Source organism: Bradyrhizobium sp. LVM 105 (assembly GCF_003957705.1).
Classification (GTDB): Bacteria; Pseudomonadota; Alphaproteobacteria; order Rhizobiales; family Xanthobacteraceae; genus Bradyrhizobium; species Bradyrhizobium frederickii.
Map to the genome: position 1 here is coordinate 311,277 of NZ_QZMV01000008.1, position 18,975 is coordinate 330,251.

General features: G+C 61.8%; 17 protein-coding genes and 1 pseudogene. 15 read left to right on the forward strand and 3 right to left on the reverse strand.

Annotated features, from left to right (window positions below):
* Positions 1–74 precede the first annotated feature (74 nt).
* From D6B98_RS23545 to D6B98_RS23615, 15 genes and pseudogenes are all read left to right on the forward strand, one after another.
* Positions 75–1,838: a relaxase/mobilization nuclease domain-containing protein gene (locus D6B98_RS23545; protein WP_126259277.1), complete on the forward strand. Its 1,764-nt coding sequence runs from the start codon at positions 75–77 to the stop codon at positions 1,836–1,838.
* A gap of 36 nt (positions 1,839–1,874) precedes the next feature.
* Positions 1,875–3,862, forward strand: a pseudogene (locus D6B98_RS23550) (conjugal transfer protein TraG).
* Between the two features lie 6 nt (positions 3,863–3,868).
* The gene (locus D6B98_RS23555; RefSeq protein ID WP_126259278.1) at positions 3,869–4,294 is read left to right on the forward strand and encodes a ribbon-helix-helix domain-containing protein; all 426 of its coding nucleotides are present in this window, start codon (positions 3,869–3,871) and stop codon (positions 4,292–4,294) included.
* A 136-nt stretch (positions 4,295–4,430) separates the two neighbouring features.
* Entirely contained in the window at positions 4,431–5,765 is a 1,335-nt protein-coding gene (locus tag D6B98_RS23560) for an MFS transporter (RefSeq protein ID WP_126259279.1), read from the forward strand.
* A gap of 223 nt (positions 5,766–5,988) precedes the next feature.
* The gene (trbB, locus tag D6B98_RS23565; RefSeq protein ID WP_135167081.1) at positions 5,989–6,903 is read left to right on the forward strand and encodes a P-type conjugative transfer ATPase TrbB; all 915 of its coding nucleotides are present in this window, start codon (positions 5,989–5,991) and stop codon (positions 6,901–6,903) included.
* Between the two features lies 1 nt (position 6,904).
* Complete coding sequence (locus D6B98_RS23570) at positions 6,905–7,228, forward strand: TrbC/VirB2 family type IV secretion system protein (RefSeq protein ID WP_126259281.1); 324 nt, start codon at positions 6,905–6,907, stop codon at positions 7,226–7,228.
* Positions 7,228–7,491, forward strand: coding sequence for a VirB3 family type IV secretion system protein (locus D6B98_RS23575; protein WP_126259282.1), 264 nt, complete (start codon positions 7,228–7,230; stop codon positions 7,489–7,491). Before D6B98_RS23570 ends, D6B98_RS23575 begins: the two co-directional genes overlap by 1 nt.
* A 10-nt stretch (positions 7,492–7,501) precedes the next feature.
* The gene (gene trbE / locus D6B98_RS23580; protein WP_126259283.1) at positions 7,502–9,943 is read left to right on the forward strand and encodes a conjugal transfer protein TrbE; all 2,442 of its coding nucleotides are present in this window, start codon (positions 7,502–7,504) and stop codon (positions 9,941–9,943) included.
* Complete coding sequence (gene trbJ / locus D6B98_RS23585; RefSeq protein ID WP_126259284.1) at positions 9,940–10,668, forward strand: P-type conjugative transfer protein TrbJ; 729 nt, start codon at positions 9,940–9,942, stop codon at positions 10,666–10,668. The genes trbE and trbJ overlap by 4 nt, the downstream gene beginning before the upstream one ends.
* On the forward strand, positions 10,668–11,021 hold the full coding sequence (trbK-alt, locus tag D6B98_RS23590) for a putative entry exclusion protein TrbK-alt (protein WP_126259285.1): 354 nt from the start codon (positions 10,668–10,670) through the stop codon (positions 11,019–11,021). Before trbJ ends, trbK-alt begins: the two co-directional genes overlap by 1 nt.
* The gene (gene trbL / locus D6B98_RS23595) at positions 11,018–12,247 is read left to right on the forward strand and encodes a P-type conjugative transfer protein TrbL (RefSeq protein WP_126259286.1); all 1,230 of its coding nucleotides are present in this window, start codon (positions 11,018–11,020) and stop codon (positions 12,245–12,247) included. Before trbK-alt ends, trbL begins: the two co-directional genes overlap by 4 nt.
* 103 nt (positions 12,248–12,350) lie before the next feature.
* Positions 12,351–13,034 (forward strand): conjugal transfer protein TrbF, encoded by a 684-nt coding sequence (trbF, locus tag D6B98_RS23600; protein ID WP_126259287.1) that lies wholly within the window; start codon positions 12,351–12,353, stop codon positions 13,032–13,034.
* Positions 13,031–14,065 carry a P-type conjugative transfer protein TrbG gene (gene trbG / locus D6B98_RS23605; RefSeq protein WP_205680520.1) on the forward strand — a complete coding sequence of 345 codons (1,035 nt, stop codon included), beginning with the start codon at positions 13,031–13,033 and terminating at the stop codon, positions 14,063–14,065. Before trbF ends, trbG begins: the two co-directional genes overlap by 4 nt.
* Positions 14,062–15,273, forward strand: a complete 1,212-nt coding sequence (locus D6B98_RS23610; protein WP_126259288.1) for a TraB/TrbI/VirB10 family type IV secretion system protein — start codon at positions 14,062–14,064, stop codon at positions 15,271–15,273. Before trbG ends, D6B98_RS23610 begins: the two co-directional genes overlap by 4 nt.
* 4 nt (positions 15,274–15,277) lie before the next feature.
* Complete coding sequence (locus tag D6B98_RS23615; protein WP_126259289.1) at positions 15,278–15,517, forward strand: DUF2274 domain-containing protein; 240 nt, start codon at positions 15,278–15,280, stop codon at positions 15,515–15,517.
* A 142-nt stretch (positions 15,518–15,659) separates the two neighbouring features.
* Here the strand turns inward: D6B98_RS23615 and istB are convergent, their stop codons facing one another.
* The 3 genes from istB to D6B98_RS23630 all read right to left on the reverse strand — a co-directional run bounded on the left by istB (position 15,660) and on the right by D6B98_RS23630 (position 18,479).
* Positions 15,660–16,502, reverse strand: a complete 843-nt coding sequence (gene istB, locus D6B98_RS23620) for an IS21-like element helper ATPase IstB (RefSeq protein ID WP_126259290.1) — start codon at positions 16,500–16,502, stop codon at positions 15,660–15,662.
* A complete protein-coding gene (istA, locus tag D6B98_RS23625; protein ID WP_126259314.1) occupies positions 16,499–18,031 on the reverse strand; it encodes an IS21 family transposase in 1,533 nt (510 codons plus the stop codon). Before istA ends, istB begins: the two co-directional genes overlap by 4 nt.
* A 277-nt stretch (positions 18,032–18,308) precedes the next feature.
* Complete coding sequence (locus tag D6B98_RS23630; RefSeq protein ID WP_126259291.1) at positions 18,309–18,479, reverse strand: YegP family protein; 171 nt, start codon at positions 18,477–18,479, stop codon at positions 18,309–18,311.
* Between the last annotated feature and the right edge of the window lie 496 nt (positions 18,480–18,975).

The window sequence follows — 18,975 nt, forward strand, 5'->3', positions numbered from 1 at the left end:
CCTTGCATTTTGATGAATGCAATCAAGGGGGTCTTCGGCACCGTGTGGGCGTTTGATCGTTGGGAGGCCCTGCCGTGAGCGTGGGCGACAGCGATCTGCGTATTCGGCCTGGGCGTATCCGCAGTACCCGCGCGCCGAAGCCGAAGAGCTTCATCAACCAGGTGCTGCGGGCGGCGGAGAAAGCAGGACACACCTCGGATCAGACCAGATCCGGCAGGCGTTCAGCGGCCTATGGGCGCTCCACGTTTGGCCGCGGCCGCCTCGCCTTTAGTCGCGCCAGATTATTCAGCCCGACGCGGCGCGTTGTGGTGAAGGCGCGCGTGGTTCGTCACAAAGGGCGAGCCTTCCGTTCAGCACCGCTGACGGCCCATCTCTCATATCTGAAGCGCGACGGTGTGACCCGGAATGGTGAGCGTGCCAAGATGTTCGATGCCGGCAGCGACGGCGCCGATAGCGCGGCTTTCGCGGAGCGGTGTGAGGACGACCGGCATCATTTCCGGTTCATCATCTCGCCGGAGGACGCTGGCGAGATGACCGACCTCAAAGCCTTCACCCGCGACCTCGCCAGGCAGATAGAATCCGATCTCGGCACGCGGCTCGATTGGGTAGCCGTCGATCACTGGAACACGGACAACCCACACGTCCATCTTCTCGTTCGGGGCGTGGACGAGGAAGGGGCGGACCTCGTGATCTCTCGCGACTATATCAGCCAGGGCCTGCGCTCACGTGCCGAGGAACTGGTTGCCATCGAACTCGGTCCGAAGCCGGAGCACGAGATCCGCAATTCGCTGGAGAAGGAAGTTACGGCGGAACGATGGACGCGGCTCGACCGGGAGATCCGGTTGGCGGCAGATGAGACCGGCTTTATCGATCTGCGCCCAGAGGTTCCCGGCAAGTCCGATCCTGAGATTCGGCGCCTGATGGTTGGCCGCCTTCAGCACCTGGAGAAGATGGGCCTTGCCGCATCCGTCGCACCAGGGGAATGGATGGTAGGGCTCGACGCTGAGCGTAGCTTGCGCGATCTCGGCATGCGCGGCGACATCATCAAGACCATGCACCGCGCCTTTACCGAGCGCGGGGAAGCGCGCGGCGTTGCCGACTTCGTCATCGAAGGCGGAGAGCCGACGTCCCAGATCATCGGACGGCTGGTCGATCGCGGATTGCATGACGAACTGACTGGCGAGGCCTACGCTCTGATCGACGGAACAGACGGACGCGCGCACCACGTGCGCTTCCGAGGGGTCGAGGCGTTCGAACAGGCGCCACCGGCCGGCGGTATCGTGGAAATCCGACGCTTCGGTCAAGCCAGTGACCCGCGGCCGACCGTGGTGCTGGCGACTCGTTCCGATCTCGATCTCGGTGCGCAGGTCACTGCAAAGGGGGCCACCTGGCTCGACCACAGACTTGTTGAACGAGACCCCATGCCGCTCGCTATGGGAGGCTTCGGCCGCGAGACTCGCGAGGCCCTGGAAGCCCGTACCGAGCATTTGATCCAGGAGGACCTGGCGCGGCGGCAAGGCTCACGCATCATCTTGCAGCGCGACCTCCTGAACACGTTGCGCCGGCGCGAACTGGACGAGGTGGCGGCAAAAGTCTCGGCCGACACCGGCCTGGCTCACGTGAACGCCGCCTCCGGGGAGCATGTGGCGGGCACGTATCGCCAGCGGTTGACGCTCACCTCCGGACGCTTCGCCATGATCGATAGTGGGCTCGGCTTCCAGCTCGTGCCCTGGTCGCGCGATCTCGAAAAGAGGCTCGGGCAACACGTCAGCGGCGTCGTGAAAGACGGCGGTGGCATCGAATGGGGCTTTGGCCGCAAGCGCGACCTCGGGCTCTAGCAATCTTTCCAATTCAGTTGCGGAAGGACGTTCGGGATGTCGGGAACCAAGATCCTCTGGGGACAGGTCATCGTTGTCGGCCTGATCGTCTTGATCGCCATCTGGGGAGCAACAGAATGGACGGCCTGGCGGCTTGCCTATCAACCGGAGCTTGGGCGGCCATGGTTCGAACTCTTGGGCTTCAAGGTCTATTACCCCCCCCGGTCTTCTTCTGGTGGTGGTTCGTCTATGATGCCTATGCGCCTCAGGTCTTTGTTGAGGGAGCCTTCATCGCGGCGTCGGGGACCTTCGTTTCGATCGCGGTGGCGATCGGCATGTCGGTCCGGCGGGCGCGCGAAGCCAAGAACGTCGAGACTTATGGCTCGGCGCGCTGGGCCGGTGCGGAAGAGGTTCGAGTGGCCGGACTTCTCGGTCCGGATGGCGTGGTGCTCGGCAAGCTCGACCATGACTACCTCCGCCATGACGGACCGGAGCACGTATTGTGTTTTGCGCCCACCCGGTCGGGCAAAGGTGTCGGCCTCGTCGTTCCTTCGTTGCTGGCTTGGCCCGGATCGGCCATCGTTCACGACATCAAGGGTGAGAACTGGCAACTGACCGCCGGCTTCCGCTCGCGACATGGCCGCGTCCTGCTATTCGACCCGACCAACCCAAAGTCTTCGGCCTACAATCCGCTCCTTGAGGTCCGGCGTGGGGAATGGGAGGTTCGCGACGTCCAGAATGTCGCCGATGTCCTGGTTGACCCTGAAGGTTCGCTCGACAAGCGGAACCATTGGGAGAAGACCAGTCATTCGCTCCTGGTCGGCGCCATCCTCCACGTCCTCTATGCCGAGTCGGACAAGACTTTGGCCGGCGTCGCCGCCTTCCTGTCCGACCCGAAGCGGCCCATCGAGGCGACGCTGAAGGCGATGATGACCACCCCACACCTGGGCGAGCAGGGCGCTCATCCCGTGGTCGCCTCGACCGCGCGCGAACTGCTCAACAAGTCGGAGAACGAACGTTCGGGCGTCCTGTCGACGGCGATGTCTTTCCTGGGGCTGTACCGCGATCCCGTCGTGGCCAAGGTGACCTGCCGATGCGACTGGCGGATCGCGGATCTGATCGCAGATAGCCGCCCAACGACGCTCTACCTGGTGGTGCCTCCCTCCGATATTTCGCGGACCAAGCCCCTCATCCGTCTGGTGTTGAACCAGATCGGCCGGCGCCTGACCGAGGACTTGCACGCCCGCGATCGTCGACATCGAGTCCTGATGATGCTTGACGAGTTCCCGGCGCTGGGGCGTCTCGACTTCTTCGAGTCCGCACTCGCCTTCATGGCGGGGTACGGCATCAAAAGTTTCCTGATCGCGCAATCGCTCAATCAGATCGAGAAGGCCTATGGGCCCAACAATGCGATCCTCGACAATTGTCACGTCCGAGTCAGCTTCGCGACCAATGACGAGCGAACCGCCAAACGCGTGTCCGACGCCTTGGGTACGGCGACGGAGATGCGCGCGATGAAAAACTATGCCGGGCACAGGTTGAACCCCTGGCTGGGCCACCTCATGGTCTCTCGGCAGGAGACGGCAAGACCGCTGCTGACCCCTGGCGAAGTCATGCAGCTTTCGCCGATGGACGAAATCGTGATGGTGGCAGGCACGCCGCCGATCCGGGGGAAGAAGGTGCGCTACTATGAGGATCGGCGGTTTAGCGAGCGGGTCTTGCCGCCGCCCGATCCGGCGACATCCGGTCGGTCATCGCGAACGGACGGATGGTCAACGGCCGGAACGCTGAGGCCGGTGCCACTTCCAACCGAGAGGGGGCAAGGAGAGGAAGACGCGGCGAACAGCGGCCTCCGTCGTGAGCCTGAACTCCCCGATCACATTGCGATCGTCAAGGAGACGACCGAACCGACGCCGGCACAGGAGTTTGCTGTCGTCCTTGATGACGATGAGGACGCCGTCCGTCAATCCCGTCTACTACGTCAACAGATGCGTGGCGTCGCCCGTCAGGTCGCCATGGACCCGAATGACGGTATGGAGCTCTGACGCAACATGCGCGACCGGATGAATGTGTATTTCCCGCCGGAGCTCCTGAAGCAAATCTCGGAACTGGCCGATCGCAAGAAACTTTCCCGGTCTGCGATCGTGGAAGCGGCCGTCGTTTCATTTTTGTCACCTGATGGCGCGGACAGACGGGAGGCAGCGTTTACCCGCCGCCTGGACCGGATGTCGCGTCAGATGCAGAGGCTGGAGCGCGACGTCGGTTTGACGGCCGAGACTTTGGCCCTCTTCATTCGTTTCTGGCTGACGATCACGCCACCGTTGCCCAACGATTCGCAGGCGGCCGCACAGATAAAGGGCAGGGAACGCTTTGAGGGATTTGTCGAAACGCTCGGGCGCCGGCTGCAAAAGGGGCAAAGCTTCCTCCGCGAGATTCCGGAAGATATCCGCCGTCACGAACCGGCCGACGAAACCTGACTGAGGGTCCTCAATACGATATCGCGTCGGCCCCTCCTTATTCTACGCCAGCCTACGACCGCAGAGATTTAGCCCAACTGACAAAAAGCTGGACGCGCTATCGGCTCGAATGAGCTGAGGAGCAAGAAGGGCCAGCATGCAAATCTCAATAGCATGGCGTCGGATCGCGCGCGTTTTTCTTCCTTTTGCCGCGGGGCATTATCTTTCGTATCTGTTTCGAACGATCAACGCTTTGATCGCCGGCCAGCTCAGCTCCGATACCGGGCTTGGGACTGCCGACCTTGGACTGCTTACGTCAGTCTATTTCTTGGTCTTCGCGGCGGCTCAGATCCCCATCGGCATATTGTTGGACCGCTTCGGTCCACGTCGCGTTCAGAGTGTTCTGCTTCTGGTCGCAGCAGTCGGCGCCGGACTGTTCGCGGTATCGACCGGTTTCCTGTCGATGTTGATCGCGCGTGCAATGATCGGGCTTGGCGTGGCGGCGGCGCTGACGGCAGGACTGAAGTCCATCATCCTTTGGTTCCCCAGGCAACAAGTTGCCTTGCTGAATGGCTACATGATCATGTTGGGATCGCTAGGAGCGGTGACCGCTACGGCTCCTGCCGAGCATCTGCTCGCCTGGATGGGCTGGCGACAGCTCTTTGAGATTCTGGCGGTCGCTACCGGTGCTACCGCCATCCTCATCTATCTCGTGGTGCCTGAACGAGTCATCATCCCATCAACAGTATCAATTCCCGCGACCCTCAGCTCCGTTTTCCGCGACAGGCGTTTCTGGCGTATTGCTCCGTTGTCAGCGACTTGCGTTGGATCGGCCTGGTCTCTGCAGGGATTGTGGGTGTCGCCGTGGCTAATGGACGTAGAGAGGTTCGATCACACAGCCGTGGTCGGACGGCTTTTCATCATGTCCATCGTATTGAGCGGCGGTGCCTGGTTGTTCGGCATGATGGTCCACTACATCAAACGAGCTGGAATCGGGGCGGAGACGATATTTGCGATGGTTGCAATGCTGTTTATCGCAGCCGAGGTGGTCCTGATCCTGCGAGCGCCTCTGCCGTCCATCTTGCCCTGGTCCATTGTCGCAATTTTCGGAACGGCAACCGTGGTCAGCTTCGCGGTGATAGCGGATTACTTTCCGCCGGAACTGGCCGGTCGTGCCAATGGCGCTTTGAACGTCCTGCACTTTGGCTGGGCCTTTCTGGCACAATACGCGACAGGCTTGATCCTGGAGCAATGGCCCACGAATGAAGGCCATAGGACCGTCCAAGCCTATCAAGTTGCGTTCGGTCTCAACGTAGCGCTGCAGATCGCGGCGCTGGTCTGGTACGCGCTGCCCTGGGGCCGATCTATCGCTTCGTGGATGAACTCAGTCCTTTTCCTCAAGCCGGCTGATGTTTCCTACGCTGCCGAGTCAGTTGGGTTGTATGAGGATTCGGTGATTCTCCTGCCCGCGGATGACGATGCGGAGTGGTGAACAGCAACTCGCGGCGAACCGAGACAATTGAGTAGTCTCAATTGCCGGTTCTCGGACTTTCTTTTTCTACGCTGCTCTACGATCACCAAAAGCGCTTGTTGCGCCACGTCCGTTGGTGCCTTTTCTAATCATCCCATCTGAGGGCCCTGGATGCCCTGATTCGGTGGGGGCGACGGTGGCAATCCATTCCTTTCAATCGGAGACGAATTCGCGCGGCGCGCGAATGCTGCGTAGCGCGCTTGGCACGGCGATCGCCGGTTACCTCGAAGATGAAGCGGTCATCGAGGTGATGCTCAACCCAGATGGGCGACTGTGGATCGATCGGTTGTCGAATGGCCTGATTGACACCGGCGAAACTCTATCCGCGGCGGATGGTGAGCGCATTGTTCGGCTGGTAGCGCACCACGTCCGTGCGGAAGTGCATGCTGGCTCGCCCCGCGTTTCGGCCGAACTGCCTGGGACCGGCGAGCGCTTCGAGGGCCTCTTGCCTCCGGTCGTTGCTGCACCGGCGTTCGCTATCCGCAAGCCTGCGGTCGCCGTGTTTACGCTCGACGACTACGTCGCCAAGGCGATCATGACCTCGGCGCAGGCCGAAATACTGAAAAACTCGGTCGCCGGACGGAAGAACATTCTTGTGGCCGGTGGGACATCGACCGGCAAGACCACATTGACGAATGCGCTCCTGGCCGAGGTGGCAAAGACCTCCGATCGCGTCGTGCTGATCGAGGATACCCGCGAACTTCAGTGCAAAGCGCCAAATCTTGTGGCGTTGCGGACCAAAGATGGCGTGGCGACGCTCTCGGACCTCGTTCGCTCGTCACTGCGATTGCGTCCCGATCGCATTCCGATCGGTGAGGTCCGCGGCGCTGAAGCACTCGATCTGCTCAAGGCTTGGGGCACCGGCCATCCCGGCGGCATCGGGACCATTCATGCCGGCACCGCACTCGGTGCGCTGCGGCGGCTCGAGCAACTCATCCAGGAAGCCGTCATCACGGTTCCGCGCGCCCTGATCGCCGAGACAATCAACCTCGTCGCCGTACTTGCGGGGCGCGGCGCTGACCGTCGCCTCGCCGAGCTCGCCCTCGTCAGAGGGCTTGGTGCTGCCGGCGACTACAGCCTTTCACCAGCAGGAGACTGACATGCGTTTGGAATTTCCAGTTCTTCGGGCCGCAACACTCGCCGCGTCCGGCATAGTGCTTTTGACGACGGCTCCGGCGTGGGCGGCTGGCTCAAACATGCCGTGGGAGCAGCCGCTCAATCAGATTCTGCAGTCGGTGGAGGGGCCGGTCGCCAAAATCATCGCCGTCATCATCATCGTCGTGACCGGGCTCACGCTGGCCTTCGGGGACTCGTCAGGTGGTTTCCGCAGGCTGATCCAGATCGTGTTCGGTCTGTCGATCGCGTTCGCGGCCTCGAGCTTCTTCCTGTCGTTCTTCTCCTTCGGCGGCGGCCTGGTGATCTGATGGAAGATCAGGTCGCAGGCTTTGTCGTACCCGTTCACCGCGCGCTCACTGAGCCAATCCTGATGGGCGGCGCGCCGCGGTCGGTCGCGATTGTCAACGGCACGCTTGCGGCAGCCTTGGGCCTTGGACTGCGGCTCTGGATCGCGGGTCTCGTCCTCTGGTTCGTCGGCCACATGGCCGCCGTCTGGGCCGCCAAGCGCGACCCCGCCTTCGTCGATGTCGTGCGCCGACATCTGCGGATTCCCGGTCATCTCGACGCTTGAGCTCTCGATCATGATGAACCTTGCCGAATATCGCCATTCCAACGCGCGTCTCGCCGACTTCCTGCCTTGGGCAGCTCTGGTCGACGAGGGAATCATCCTCAACAAGGACGGTTCATTCCAACGGACGGCAAAGTTCCGAGGACCTGACCTCGATAGCGCGGTACCGGCCGAACTCGTCGCCGTCGCCGGCCGTCTGAACAACGCCCTGCGTCGACTGGGATCCGGCTGGGCCGTCTTCGTCGAGGCGCAGCGTCATTTTGCGGGGGCATACCCGCCGAGCACCTTTCCGGACGTCGCGTCCGCGCTGGTTGACGCGGAACGTAGGGCTCAGTTCGAAGAGGCTGGTGCCCACTATGAGTCCAGCTATTTCCTGACCTTCCTATATCTGCCCCCGGAGGAGGGGGCCGCGAGGGCAGAGCGACTACTCTATGAGGGTCGCGATCGCACCGTCGGAGCCGATGCGCGCGAGGTGCTCCGTGGGTTCATCGATCAAACCAACCGCGTGCTGCAGCTTGTTGAAGGATTCATGCCCGAACGCGCCTGGCTAGATGATCAGGACACGCTGACCTACCTGCACTCGACGATTTCGACCAAGCGTCATCGCGTCCGTGTGCCCGAAATTCCCATGTACATCGATGCATTGTTGGCCGACCAGCCGTTGACCGGCGGGCTCGAGCCGATGTTGGGTTCAGCGAACCTGCGTGTTCTCACGATAGTCGGCTTTCCCGGCGCGACGACGCCGGGAATTCTGGACGACTTGAATCGCCTGGCATTCTCCTATCGCTGGTCGACTCGGGCGATCATGCTCGACAAGATCGATGCCACCAAGTTGCTGACCAAAATTCGTCGGCAGTGGTTCGCCAAGAGAAAGTCCATCGGCGCCATTCTCAAGGAGGTCATGACCAACGAGGCGTCGACGCTTCTCGATACCGACGCTCACAACAAGGCGCTTGATGCCGACGCGGCACTGCAGGAACTGGGGTCGGATCAGATCGGACAAGCCTTTGTTACGGCGACTATCACAGTGTGGGACCGCGATCCCAATGCTGCGGATGAAAAGCTCCGTCTGGTCGAGAAGGTCATTCAGGGGCGCGATTTCACCTGCATGATCGAGACGGTGAACGCCGTCGAAGCCTGGCTCGGCAGTCTGCCCGGGCACGTCTACGCCAATGTGCGTCAGCCGCCGGTTTCGACGCTCAACCTCGCCCACATGATCCCGATGTCGGCCGTATGGGCCGGTGAGCCGAGGGATTTCCACTTCAAGGGGCCGCCGCTCCTGTTTGGCAAGACCGAGGGATCAACACCATTCCGATTCTCGCTCCATGTCGGTGACGTCGGTCATACCCTGGTGGTGGGACCGACAGGCGCTGGAAAGTCGGTGCTGCTGGCCCTGATGGCGCTCCAGTTTCGCCGTTACCCGAGCTCTCAGGTGTTTGCATTCGATTTCGGCGGCTCGATCCGGGCCGCCGCGCTCGCCATGGGCGGTGATTGGCACGATCTCGGCGGCGCGTTGTCGGACGGAGACGACCAATCCGTTGCATTGCAGCCGCTGGCCTGGATCGACGACCCTTCCGAGCGCGGATGGGCCACGGAATGGATCGGAGCGATCCTGGCGCGGGAAAAGGTCGAGATCACCCCGGAGGTCAAGGATCATCTGTGGTCGGCGCTGACGTCTCTCGCATCGGCGCCGAGGCAGGAACGGACGCTGACCGGCCTATCGGTCCTCCTGCAATCGAACTCCCTGAAACGTGCCTTGCAACCTTACTGCTTGGGTGGCGCCACTGGGCGCCTGCTCGATGCCGAATTCGAGCGGCTCGGTGAGGCCTCGGTCCAGGCATTTGAGACCGAAGGGTTGATCGGAACGAGCGCGGCACCGGCCGTGCTGGCTTACCTCTTTCATCGGATCGGCGACCGTCTCGACGGCCGACCGACTCTTCTTATTGTCGATGAAGGCTGGCTTGCCCTCGACGACGAGGATTTTGCCGGCCAGCTCCGGGAGTGGCTGAAGACGCTTCGGAAGAAGAACGCATCGGTTATTTTCGCCACCCAGTCGCTTTCTGACATCGATGGCTCTGCGATCGCGCCGGCGATCATCGAAAGCTGCCCGACACGTTTGTTGCTGCCGAACGAACGAGCGATCGAACCGCAGATCACGGCCATCTACCGTCGCTTCGGCCTCAATGACCGCCAGATTGAGCTTCTGAGCCGGGCAACGCCCAAGCGCGACTATTACTGCCAGTCCCGTCGCGGCAACCGGATGTTCGAACTCGGCCTTGGCGAGGTCGCGCTCGCCTTTGCGGCAGCCTCCTCCAAGACGGACCAGGTCGCCATCGCGCGGCTGCTCGCCGAACATGGGCCTGAGGGGTTCGTGCCGGCATGGCTTCAGCACCGCGGCATCGCCTGGGCCACTGACCTGATCCCCAACCTCGTCAATCTGGAGAAATCGCTATGAGGCGTCTTGGTCTGTTGCTGACGGCTGGTACCGTTGCTCTGACGCTTGTCGTCACGGTGCCCGCACGGGCGCTCATTGTCTTCGATCCAAATAACTACGTTCAGAACGTCCTCACCGCGGCCCGAGAGCTCCAGCAGATCAACAATCAGATCACCTCGTTACAGAACGAGGCGCAGATGCTGATCAATCAGGCCAAGAATCTGGCAAACCTGCCGTACTCGTCGCTGCAGCAATTGCAATCATCTATTCAGCGGACCCAGCTGCTGTTGGCCCAGGCTCAGCGGATCGCCTACGACGTCCAGCAGATCGATCGCGCCTTCTCGACTAGCTATGCGCCAGCTGCCAGCAGCCAGTCCAACCAGGCGTTGGTCATAAACGCGCAGTCGAGATGGCAGAACTCAGTCGCCGCATTGCAGGACGCGCTCCGCGTCCAAGCAGGCGTCGTCGGCAACCTCGACACCAACCGCATCCAGACGTCCGCATTGGTGACATCAAGCCAAGGTGCCAGTGGCGCCCTTCAGGCGACGCAAGCCGGCAATCAAATTCTCGCGCTCCAGGCCCAGCAACTCGCCGATCTCACGGCTGCCGTGGCGGCCCAGGGCAGGGCGCAGAGCCTTGAAGCGGCGCAGCGCGCATCCGCCCAGGATCAGGGGCGGGAACAGCTCCGGCGGTTTTTGACGCCGGGACAAGGCTATCAATCCCAAGACGTGCGGATGTTCCACTGATGACCGACGTAAGGGCATTCAAGGCGCTGTCGCTGCTCTCGACCATCGGCGTCTTGGTCGTTACCGCCTGCACAATTCAGCTTCGTGGTGGGAACGACCCCGCGCCACAGAAGGCGGAGTACACGACGGGCGCAACCAGCGCTGAGCTCATGCGCTGCCGCAGCATCACGTCGGAGGAAGCGGCAGATTATCAGCATTGCAAGCAGCTTTGGGCCGAAAGCCGCCGCCGCTTCTTTGGCAGGAAAGATGGTGTCGCAGGCCACGATGAAGCGGCCGCAGGCCTAGTGTCGGTCCCAAAGGATCAAAGCCGGATCCCGCAAGGATATCCGAAACCTGAGGCGATCAAGCCATGACTGGTGCGGGGATCATCGACCAGTTCCTGGAGACGTTCACCCGTTATATCGATAACGGCTTCGGGCTGCTCGGGAGTGACGTCGGATATCTCGCAACGACCCTTGCCGCGATCGACATCACGCTCGCCGCGTTGTTCTGGAGTTGGGGAACGGATGAGGACATCATCGCGCGCCTTGTCAAGAAGACGCTCTTCGTCGGCGTCTTTGCCTATCTCATTGGCAATTGGAATAGCCTTGCTCGCATCGTCTTCGAAAGCTTTGCCGGTCTTGGACTGAAGGCATCCGGCGCAAGCCTCTCCGCATCTGATTTCCTGCGACCGGGAAAGATCGCTCAGGTCGGACTTGATGCCGGCCGGCCGTTGCTCGACTCGATCTCGAACCTGATGGGCTACATCAGTTTCTTCGAGAATTTCGTTCAGATCCTCGTTCTCCTGTTCGCCTGGCTCGTGGTGCTGCTCGCCTTCTTCATCCTGGCGATCCAGCTCTTCGTCACCCTGATCGAGTTCAAGCTCACGACGCTGGCCGGCTTCGTCCTCATTCCCTTTGGCTTGTTTGGCAAGACCGCTTTCGCGGCAGAGCGGGTTCTGGGCAATGTCATATCCTCGGGAATCAAAGTCCTGGTCCTGGCTGTGATCGTTGGTATCGGCTCGACCCTGTTCTCGCAGTTCACCTCCGGCTTTGCTGGCGGGCAGCCAACGATCGAAGACGCCATGACATTGGTGCTTGCGGCGCTCTCTTTGCTGGGCCTCGGTATCTTCGGTCCTGGAATCGCAAACGGCCTGGTGTCCGGCGGACCACAACTCGGCGCCGGTGCGGCTGTCGGTACCGGACTTGCCGCTGGCGGAGTTATGGCTGCCGGCGCGGGACTTGCCGCCGGTGGTGCTGGTCTCGCCGGCGGTGCCATTGCAGGCGCCGCGCGCGGTGGCGGCGCGGTCTTTAGTGGAGTATCCGCCGCCTACCGAACCGGAGGCCTTGCTGGCGTCGCGGAGGCCGGTGGCTCGGCCGCCATGAGCCCTTTGCGCCGCGCAGCGGCTGCGCTCGGCGGAGGTGGGCATGCAGGCGAGCAGGCCGCTAGCACCTCGGCCGAAGGGCAACCCAATTGGGCGCGACGCATGAAACGCGCCGAGGCCATTCGGCACGGTGCATCGGCGGCTGGCCACGCGGTCCGCTCCGGCGATCACGGTGGCAGCGGTTCCTCCGTCGATTTGTCCGATGGAGAGCGCTGACACATAGACGAAAGCACTTTCACCATACGCCGCGCGGCAGCGCCTCAAAACCCGGACAGCGCACGGCTTGAAACCGATCAGTTGATTCCAGGGGCAAATATCGATGTTTAAACGACCGTCAGTTCACTATGGGCGAATGCCTGAGCCGACTACGCCTTACCAAAAGGCAGCTCAGGTTTGGGATGAACGCATTGGATCGGCGCGCGTGCAAGCCAAGAACTGGCGCCTGATGGCGTTTGGCTGCCTGTTGCTGTCTACGGGGCTTGCAGGCGGACTTGTTTGGCAATCGAACCAAGGATCAGTCACTCCCTGGGTGGTCGAGGTCGATCACCTCGGCCAAGCCCAGAGGGTTGCGCCCGCCAACTTCGACTATCAGCCCACTGACGCTCAGATCGCCTACCATCTGGCTCGGTTTATTGAAGACGTCAGGGGCCTTCCTGCGGACGGGATTGTCCTACGCCAGAACTGGCTGCGGGCCTATGATTTCACGACAGATCGCGGCGCGGCCGCGCTCAACGACTATGCGCGTAACAACGATCCCTTTGCCAAGTTGGGGAAGGCGCAGATCTCCGTCGAGGTCTCGAGCGTCATTCGCGCCTCGTCGGAAAGCTTTCGCGTCGCGTGGACCCAGCGCGTCTACGAAAACGGCTCGTTGAGCTCGACCGAGCGCTGGACTGCAATTATCGCGATCGTGATCGAGACACCGCGCGATGCCGAACGTCTGCGCAAGAATCCCCTTGGCGTCTACGTTCGCGCCATCAACTGGTCAAAGGAGTTGAGTCAGTGACCAAGACGCCGTCTGACGTTCATTCGAAGCATCCGGTACCGTACAGCAGGATCAGTCCGACTCCGCCCGAATTTTCGACCGCGAAGCGAGCAGTCTTGTTTGCTCTCCTGCTTGCTTCCTTCGCGCTCGGCGGGTGCGCGACCTACATTCCGCCGGAGATCAGCTACGACGCGGAGGTCCCGCCGCTGCCGCCGGCTCCAGCAATTCTCGACGACAGGTCGCGACCGCTGCACGTTCCACCGCTCTGGAATCCGGCTCTTGGCGGCAAGTCGGGAGGGAAGGAAGACGCTGAACCCGTGAGCCGGGTTGAGACCGCAAACAGCGCAGCCCGAGTCGAACCGCGCAAGCGGGGGTATTTCAACGCGGCGCAAATCTACACCTATAGTCCCGGAGCGCTGTATCAGATTTACGCTGCGCCGGGGCAGATCACGGATATCGCGCTAGAGGAAGGAGAGCAGCTAACGGGGGCAGGGCCGATCGCGGCCGGAGATACCATACGGTGGGTCGTGGGCGATACCGAAAGCGGGAGCGGCGACACACGGCGCGTCCATATTCTGGTCAAGCCGACTCGAGCTTCGATCGAGACTAATCTGGTGGTCAATACTGACCGGCGCACCTACCTGATTGAGCTCCGCTCTCGCGAGCGGCCATACATGCCATCCGTTGCCTGGTACTATCCTGAAACGCCACGCGAACGGTCGCGTTCAGTCGCTCTGAAACCCGTTCTGCCTGATCCGGCGCAACGCATCTCCCGCTACGCCATCGAAGGGGATAATCCTCCTTGGCGGCCGCTCGCCGCATATGATGATGGCCGCAAGGTCTATGTCGAATTCCCGCAGGGCATTGTGCAAGGCGAGATGCCTCCGCTCTTTGTCATTGGCCCGGATGGCAAGACCGAGCTCGTCAACTACCGCGCCTACGGCAACGTGTTGATCGTGGATCGGCTGTTTGCTGCTGCCGAACTCCGGCTCGGCGGTGAGCACCAACGGAAGGTCAGGATTGTCAGGACAGACGGGAGGCCGTCGTCATGATTGCGCCGAACGAGAACGACCAGCCCCAAGTCGCGCCGCCGCAAACACAAGAGGAGCAGTCTAGGAGCTTTCGCTTGAGAGCAGAGCATCCGCCCGTCACGAGGTTGTCGCGGAAGATACTGGCGGGCGGGAGCGCGGTTGCCCTGCTCGTCATCGGAGGTGCAGTGCTGTGGTCCTTGCAAAACAATCGCTCCCGTAATCAGGCGGCCGACGAGCTCTACAGTACCGACCACCACAATGTTGCCGATGGCATTACGACACTGCCGAAGGACTACGCCGGCATTCCGCGCCAGGCAGTTCCGCAGCTAGGTCCGCCGCTTCCCGGCGACATGGGTCGACCGATCCTTGCCGCTCAAGGTTTGTCGCCGACGAGTGGCTCTGACCCCGACAAACAGCGCCAGGATCAAGAGACCGAAGCAGCCCGCATCAGTCATCTGTTCGCTTCGACTAATGGGCGAGAGATGCGTCCGTCCGCCGCTGCGCCGGTCGGAGGGGATCGCGTCGTGCTGCCCAACGCAACGAACTCTGGCGACGATGGATATGCGCAAAACGGTCAGGACCGCAAGCTTGCCTTCGTAAACGCTTTGGTGGACCGTCGCACTGTAAGCCCTGACCGCCTCACTAGGCCCGCTTCACCCTACATCGTGCAGGCTGGAACAGTGATTCCTGGGGCGCTGATCACCGGGGTCCGATCGGACCTTCCAGGTCAAATCACCGCGCAGGTAACCGAGAATGTCTTTGACACGCCGACCGGCCGCTTTCTGCTTGTGCCTCAGGGGGCGCGTCTGATCGGTATCTACGATAGCCAGGTCACTTTCGGCCAATCCCGTGTGCTGCTCGTCTGGACACGGCTGATCATGCCGAATGGACGTTCCATCGTTCTCGAACGGCAGCCTGGCGCTGACACCGCTGGGTATGCCGGCCTCGAAGACCAAGTGGACAATCACTGGGGCGAACTGTTCAAAGCTGCGGCACTATCGACGTTTCTGGCGATCGGGACCGAACTGGGGGCCGGCTCGGACACCAACAGCAACGACAGCGCAATCATCCAGGCATTGCGACATGGAGCGTCGGACTCACTAAACCAGACCGGGCAGCAGGTGGTTCGCCGCAGTCTCAGCATCCAGCCCACGCTTAACGTAAGACCTGGCTTCCCGGTTCGTGTTCTTGTCAATCATGACCTCATACTTACATTGTATAGAGGGTGACAACATGCCAAAACTCAAAATAGGGGAGCTTCCAGACGACAAGCCCGTCAAAGTGAGTACGGAGCTCCCTGCGGCGGTCCATCGTGATCTCATTGCATATGCAGAAGCGCTTACGCGTCAGGGGGGGCAAGTGGTCGATCCTACCAAACTCATCGCCCCCATGTTGGCGCGCTTTATGGCGACGGATCGAGGATTTTCTAAGCTGAAACGTCAAGGCCACGTACCGGCCGCTGAAGGACAGTGATGCTCAAAGTTTCGTCGAGACTGTTGTCGACGCTAAATAGTTGATTGCATCAAGCTAAGCGTGCCGCGACGAGGCGGCCGAGTCAGGAGATAATTGACGCTGGCCGCCGGCTTGGCAAGCGTTGATTGACGCTGCGCGACAATCAAGCGGCGCTGCCAGCGTCAATCGCAGTCTTGTCGAGTTCGTTGGGGGTAGTGTGAACAGGCGGCCGGCCTGGACCGCGCTTGCGATCGAGGGCAACTTTTCGACGGTAACTTTCGACGTTCATCTCGAGGATTGTGGCGTGGTGGACCAAACGATCGATGGCAGCCAACGTCATTGCTTGGTCCGGGAAGATACGCCCCCATTCGCCAAATGGCTGATTGGCCGTGATCAGCAGCGAGCGTCGTTCGTAGCGGGCGGCGATCAACTCGAACAACACACTGGTTTCCGCCTGATCCTTGCTCACATATGTGATGTCGTCGAGGATCAGGAGGTCATAGCGATCGAGTTTGGCGATCGCGGACTCCAGCGCCAGCTCGCGCCGCGCGACCTGCAGCCGTTGCACCAGATCAGTGGTGCGCGCGAAGAGAACGCGCCAACCGTTCTCGACGAGGGCCAGGCCGATCGCCGCGCCGAGATGGGTCTTGCCGCCGCCCGGTGGACCGAACAAGAGCAAATTGGCGCCGGCCTTCAACCAGGCGTCGCCGGCGGCGAGCGCCATGGCCTGTGCCTTTGATAGCATCGGCACGCTCTCGAAGTCGAAGGTGGCGAGCGTCTTGCCGGCGGGCAAACGCGCTTCCACCATGTGTCGCTCGATCCGACGGCGGGTGCGATCGGATGCCTCGTGCTCGGCAAGGGCGGCGAGGAAGCGGGCGGCAGGCCATCCTTCCTTGTCCGACTGTGCGGCGAGCTTCGGCCAGATCGCCTTGACGCCCGGCAGGCGGAGCTCATTGAGAAGCAACTCGACACGAGCAGCATCGACGGAGGTGGCGATACCGGTCATGCTGCCTCTCCCAGGTTCGAGCGGCCCGACATGACGCTGACGGAGGCGAGTTCATCGTAGACGTCGAGCGGCGCCAGCTTGACGGCGACGCGCGGGATCGAGGCCGCCTCGGGTCGGAAGCGGTCGCGCAGCGCGGCAAGATCGGGTAACTGTCCGGCGTCCAGATCCATCGCGATCGCCTTGGCGAGCTCGGCTTCGCAGGCTCGCTCGTGGGCCAGCGCTAGAAGTTCGACCGTCACCTTGCAGGCGCGCCGATCGTCACCGTGCTCCCGCAAGGTCTCGAATAGGCGTCTGTAAGCGGCGCGCGGGAAGAGCTGGTCGCGATAGACGAGGTTGAGGAGCGCCATCGGCTTGCGCCGCAGGGCATGGATGACGTGCCGGTAATCGACGACATGCCCGCCCTGGCTCTCCGACACAGGCCGACCGCGCCGCAACGTCACAACCGGCGTGACGCCGAGGAAGCATTCGAGCCGGTCGTCGAAGATGCGCACACGCAGGCGATGGCCAATCAGCCTTGAAGGAACGGTGTAGAACACGCGCCGCAGGATGAAGCCGCCTGACGACGTCACCGGGATCACTTTCTCGTCGAAGTCGGTCGTGCGGCCTTTCGGCAGCGGCGCCAATGCCTCCTTCTCGAGCGCGATCGGCTTGGCGAGGTTGGCGTTGCGCCGGCCGACAATCTCGTCGACAAAAGCCCGGTAGGCATCGAGACTGGCGAAGTCGCGCGTCCCCCGCAGCAACAGCGCATCTTCCAGTGCGCGCTTGAGATGGCCGTGCGCACTCTCGATCGAGCCGTTCTCGTGTGCAATGCCCGCATTGTTGCGTGTTGGTGCCATGCCATAGTGGCCCATCAGCGCAGCGTAGCGCTGTGTCAGATCCTCACGCGCGTCAGCCGCCAGATTGCGGAACGCCGCCGATAGGCTGTCGCTGCGATGCTCCCGTGGAACGTCGCCAAGCGCCCACAGGGCGTTCTGCAAGCCCTCGGCCAGGGCGACGAAGCTTTCGCCCCCGAGCACGACATGGGCATGCTCGAAGCCGGAGAACGCCAACCGGAAGTGATAGAGCCGGTGATCGAGTGGCTCACCTACGATGGTAATGCCGAGCGCGCTCACGTCGGTGAAGTCGGACAGACCCAGCCGCCCAGGCTCGTGCTCCTGGCGGAAGATCACGTCCTGTTCCGGGCCGTTGAGCGCCCGCCACGCATTGATGCGCCGCTCCAGCGTGCGTCGGATGTTGGGCTTGAGGTCGCGATGCCGCCGGCGCAGTTCGTCCAGCACACCGATCACGCGGATGCCGGGAGCAGCCTTCAGGATCGGAACGATCTCGGCGTCCCAATAGGGCGCGAGTGGATCGGATCGTCGCCGGCCCCTCGGCGCCTTCTTCTGCGATGGCGGGCGCGCATCGCCCTCAATCCGATACGCACTCGCTTTCGAGAACCCCGCCTTGGCCGCGGCCGCTTCGGGGGACAATGTCAGTCGGTAGGTCATGTACAGCCTCATCTGGTGGTCGGTGATGTGAAGGCCAGGCAAGGCATCGATTCCCTCTTGTCGAGACGAATCAAAAGCTTGCACCAGCCCCGCCCAGCCGCCAGACGGGTCCAAAAACGCGCGACGCCGATGGCGACGGTCCTCCGGTCGGGCTACGCCCTCCCTTCGGTCCGTCCCCATCGGCGCAGTCTCACCTTGATTGTCGCTGGAGTCTCACCCTGATCGCCGCCGCGCAGCTGGCATATGTTCGAAGAAAAGCGCGAAGCGACTAACGTTAGCGGGCACGTGGGCGGCTTTCTCTAAGATCATCCTCGCTGCGTTACTCCCGCACGCGAGTACTGGCGTCCGTACTCTTCACAAGCTCAATGGCACCAAGGCAATCAACTTTGTTGTGATAGCCCTCGCCGGAATCGGCGATTTTGCGTTCGTTCACCGAGTACAACGTCCAACGCCACTCATTACGCGCGTCCCGGTACAGCTGGAAGTACATAGCCTTGACCTCCTGAGTTATTCCTGCGCCGTAGGTTTGCCAAGTTGTACCGGTGCGAGGGATGCTGGGCACCTACCAGGATTGGTCGGCAGCGTACGGCCACCACGCACACTCAGCTAGTGCCAGCGCTGCCGATTAGCGAAGTGCACCCATTCCCCGAAAGCTGCTTTTGTCAGGCATGTATCGGTTAGTTGTCTCCAAGAATCTCCGCTTTCGATCCACCAGGCTTTCCGAACGTGCAAGTCGAAGGATTCTTCGTGCAAGATCAGAATTAGGGCCGCCGTCCACAGTCGCTCCGAGAGCTTCTCGAAACAGTGCGTCGGAATGCTGCCACCAAGCCCCGCTAAACTTGCTTTCTGCGAAGAACTCAAGAGTCGTCCGTGAAGAACCTGAACTTCAGTTCGGAACGAGCTGAAGTCGGAGGATGAGCTGGACGAGGATTTGGCGCAACAAGAGCTGCAGCCAGCGGAGGAGGCGCCGGAAGTTGTAGCCGGCG

Bases quoted from the DNA above. Each gene is read 5' to 3' on its own strand.
- istB (WP_126259290.1), bottom strand. From the start codon at position 16,502: ATGACCGGTATCGCCACCTCCGTCGATGCTGCTCGTGTCGAGTTGCTT.
- D6B98_RS23560 (WP_126259279.1), top strand. From the start codon at position 4,431: ATGCAAATCTCAATAGCATGGCGTCGGATCGCGCGCGTTTTTCTTCCT.
- trbB (WP_135167081.1), top strand. From the start codon at position 5,989: ATGCTGCGTAGCGCGCTTGGCACGGCGATCGCCGGTTACCTCGAAGAT.
- D6B98_RS23610 (WP_126259288.1), top strand. From the start codon at position 14,062: ATGATTGCGCCGAACGAGAACGACCAGCCCCAAGTCGCGCCGCCGCAA.
- trbF (WP_126259287.1), top strand. From the start codon at position 12,351: ATGTTTAAACGACCGTCAGTTCACTATGGGCGAATGCCTGAGCCGACT.
- trbJ (WP_126259284.1), top strand. From the start codon at position 9,940: ATGAGGCGTCTTGGTCTGTTGCTGACGGCTGGTACCGTTGCTCTGACG.
- trbK-alt (WP_126259285.1), top strand. From the start codon at position 10,668: ATGACCGACGTAAGGGCATTCAAGGCGCTGTCGCTGCTCTCGACCATC.
- D6B98_RS23555 (WP_126259278.1), top strand. From the start codon at position 3,869: ATGCGCGACCGGATGAATGTGTATTTCCCGCCGGAGCTCCTGAAGCAA.
- trbE (WP_126259283.1), top strand. From the start codon at position 7,502: ATGATGAACCTTGCCGAATATCGCCATTCCAACGCGCGTCTCGCCGAC.
- D6B98_RS23615 (WP_126259289.1), top strand. From the start codon at position 15,278: ATGCCAAAACTCAAAATAGGGGAGCTTCCAGACGACAAGCCCGTCAAA.
- D6B98_RS23630 (WP_126259291.1), bottom strand. From the start codon at position 18,479: ATGTACTTCCAGCTGTACCGGGACGCGCGTAATGAGTGGCGTTGGACG.
- D6B98_RS23570 (WP_126259281.1), top strand. From the start codon at position 6,905: ATGCGTTTGGAATTTCCAGTTCTTCGGGCCGCAACACTCGCCGCGTCC.
- trbL (WP_126259286.1), top strand. From the start codon at position 11,018: ATGACTGGTGCGGGGATCATCGACCAGTTCCTGGAGACGTTCACCCGT.
- D6B98_RS23575 (WP_126259282.1), top strand. From the start codon at position 7,228: ATGGAAGATCAGGTCGCAGGCTTTGTCGTACCCGTTCACCGCGCGCTC.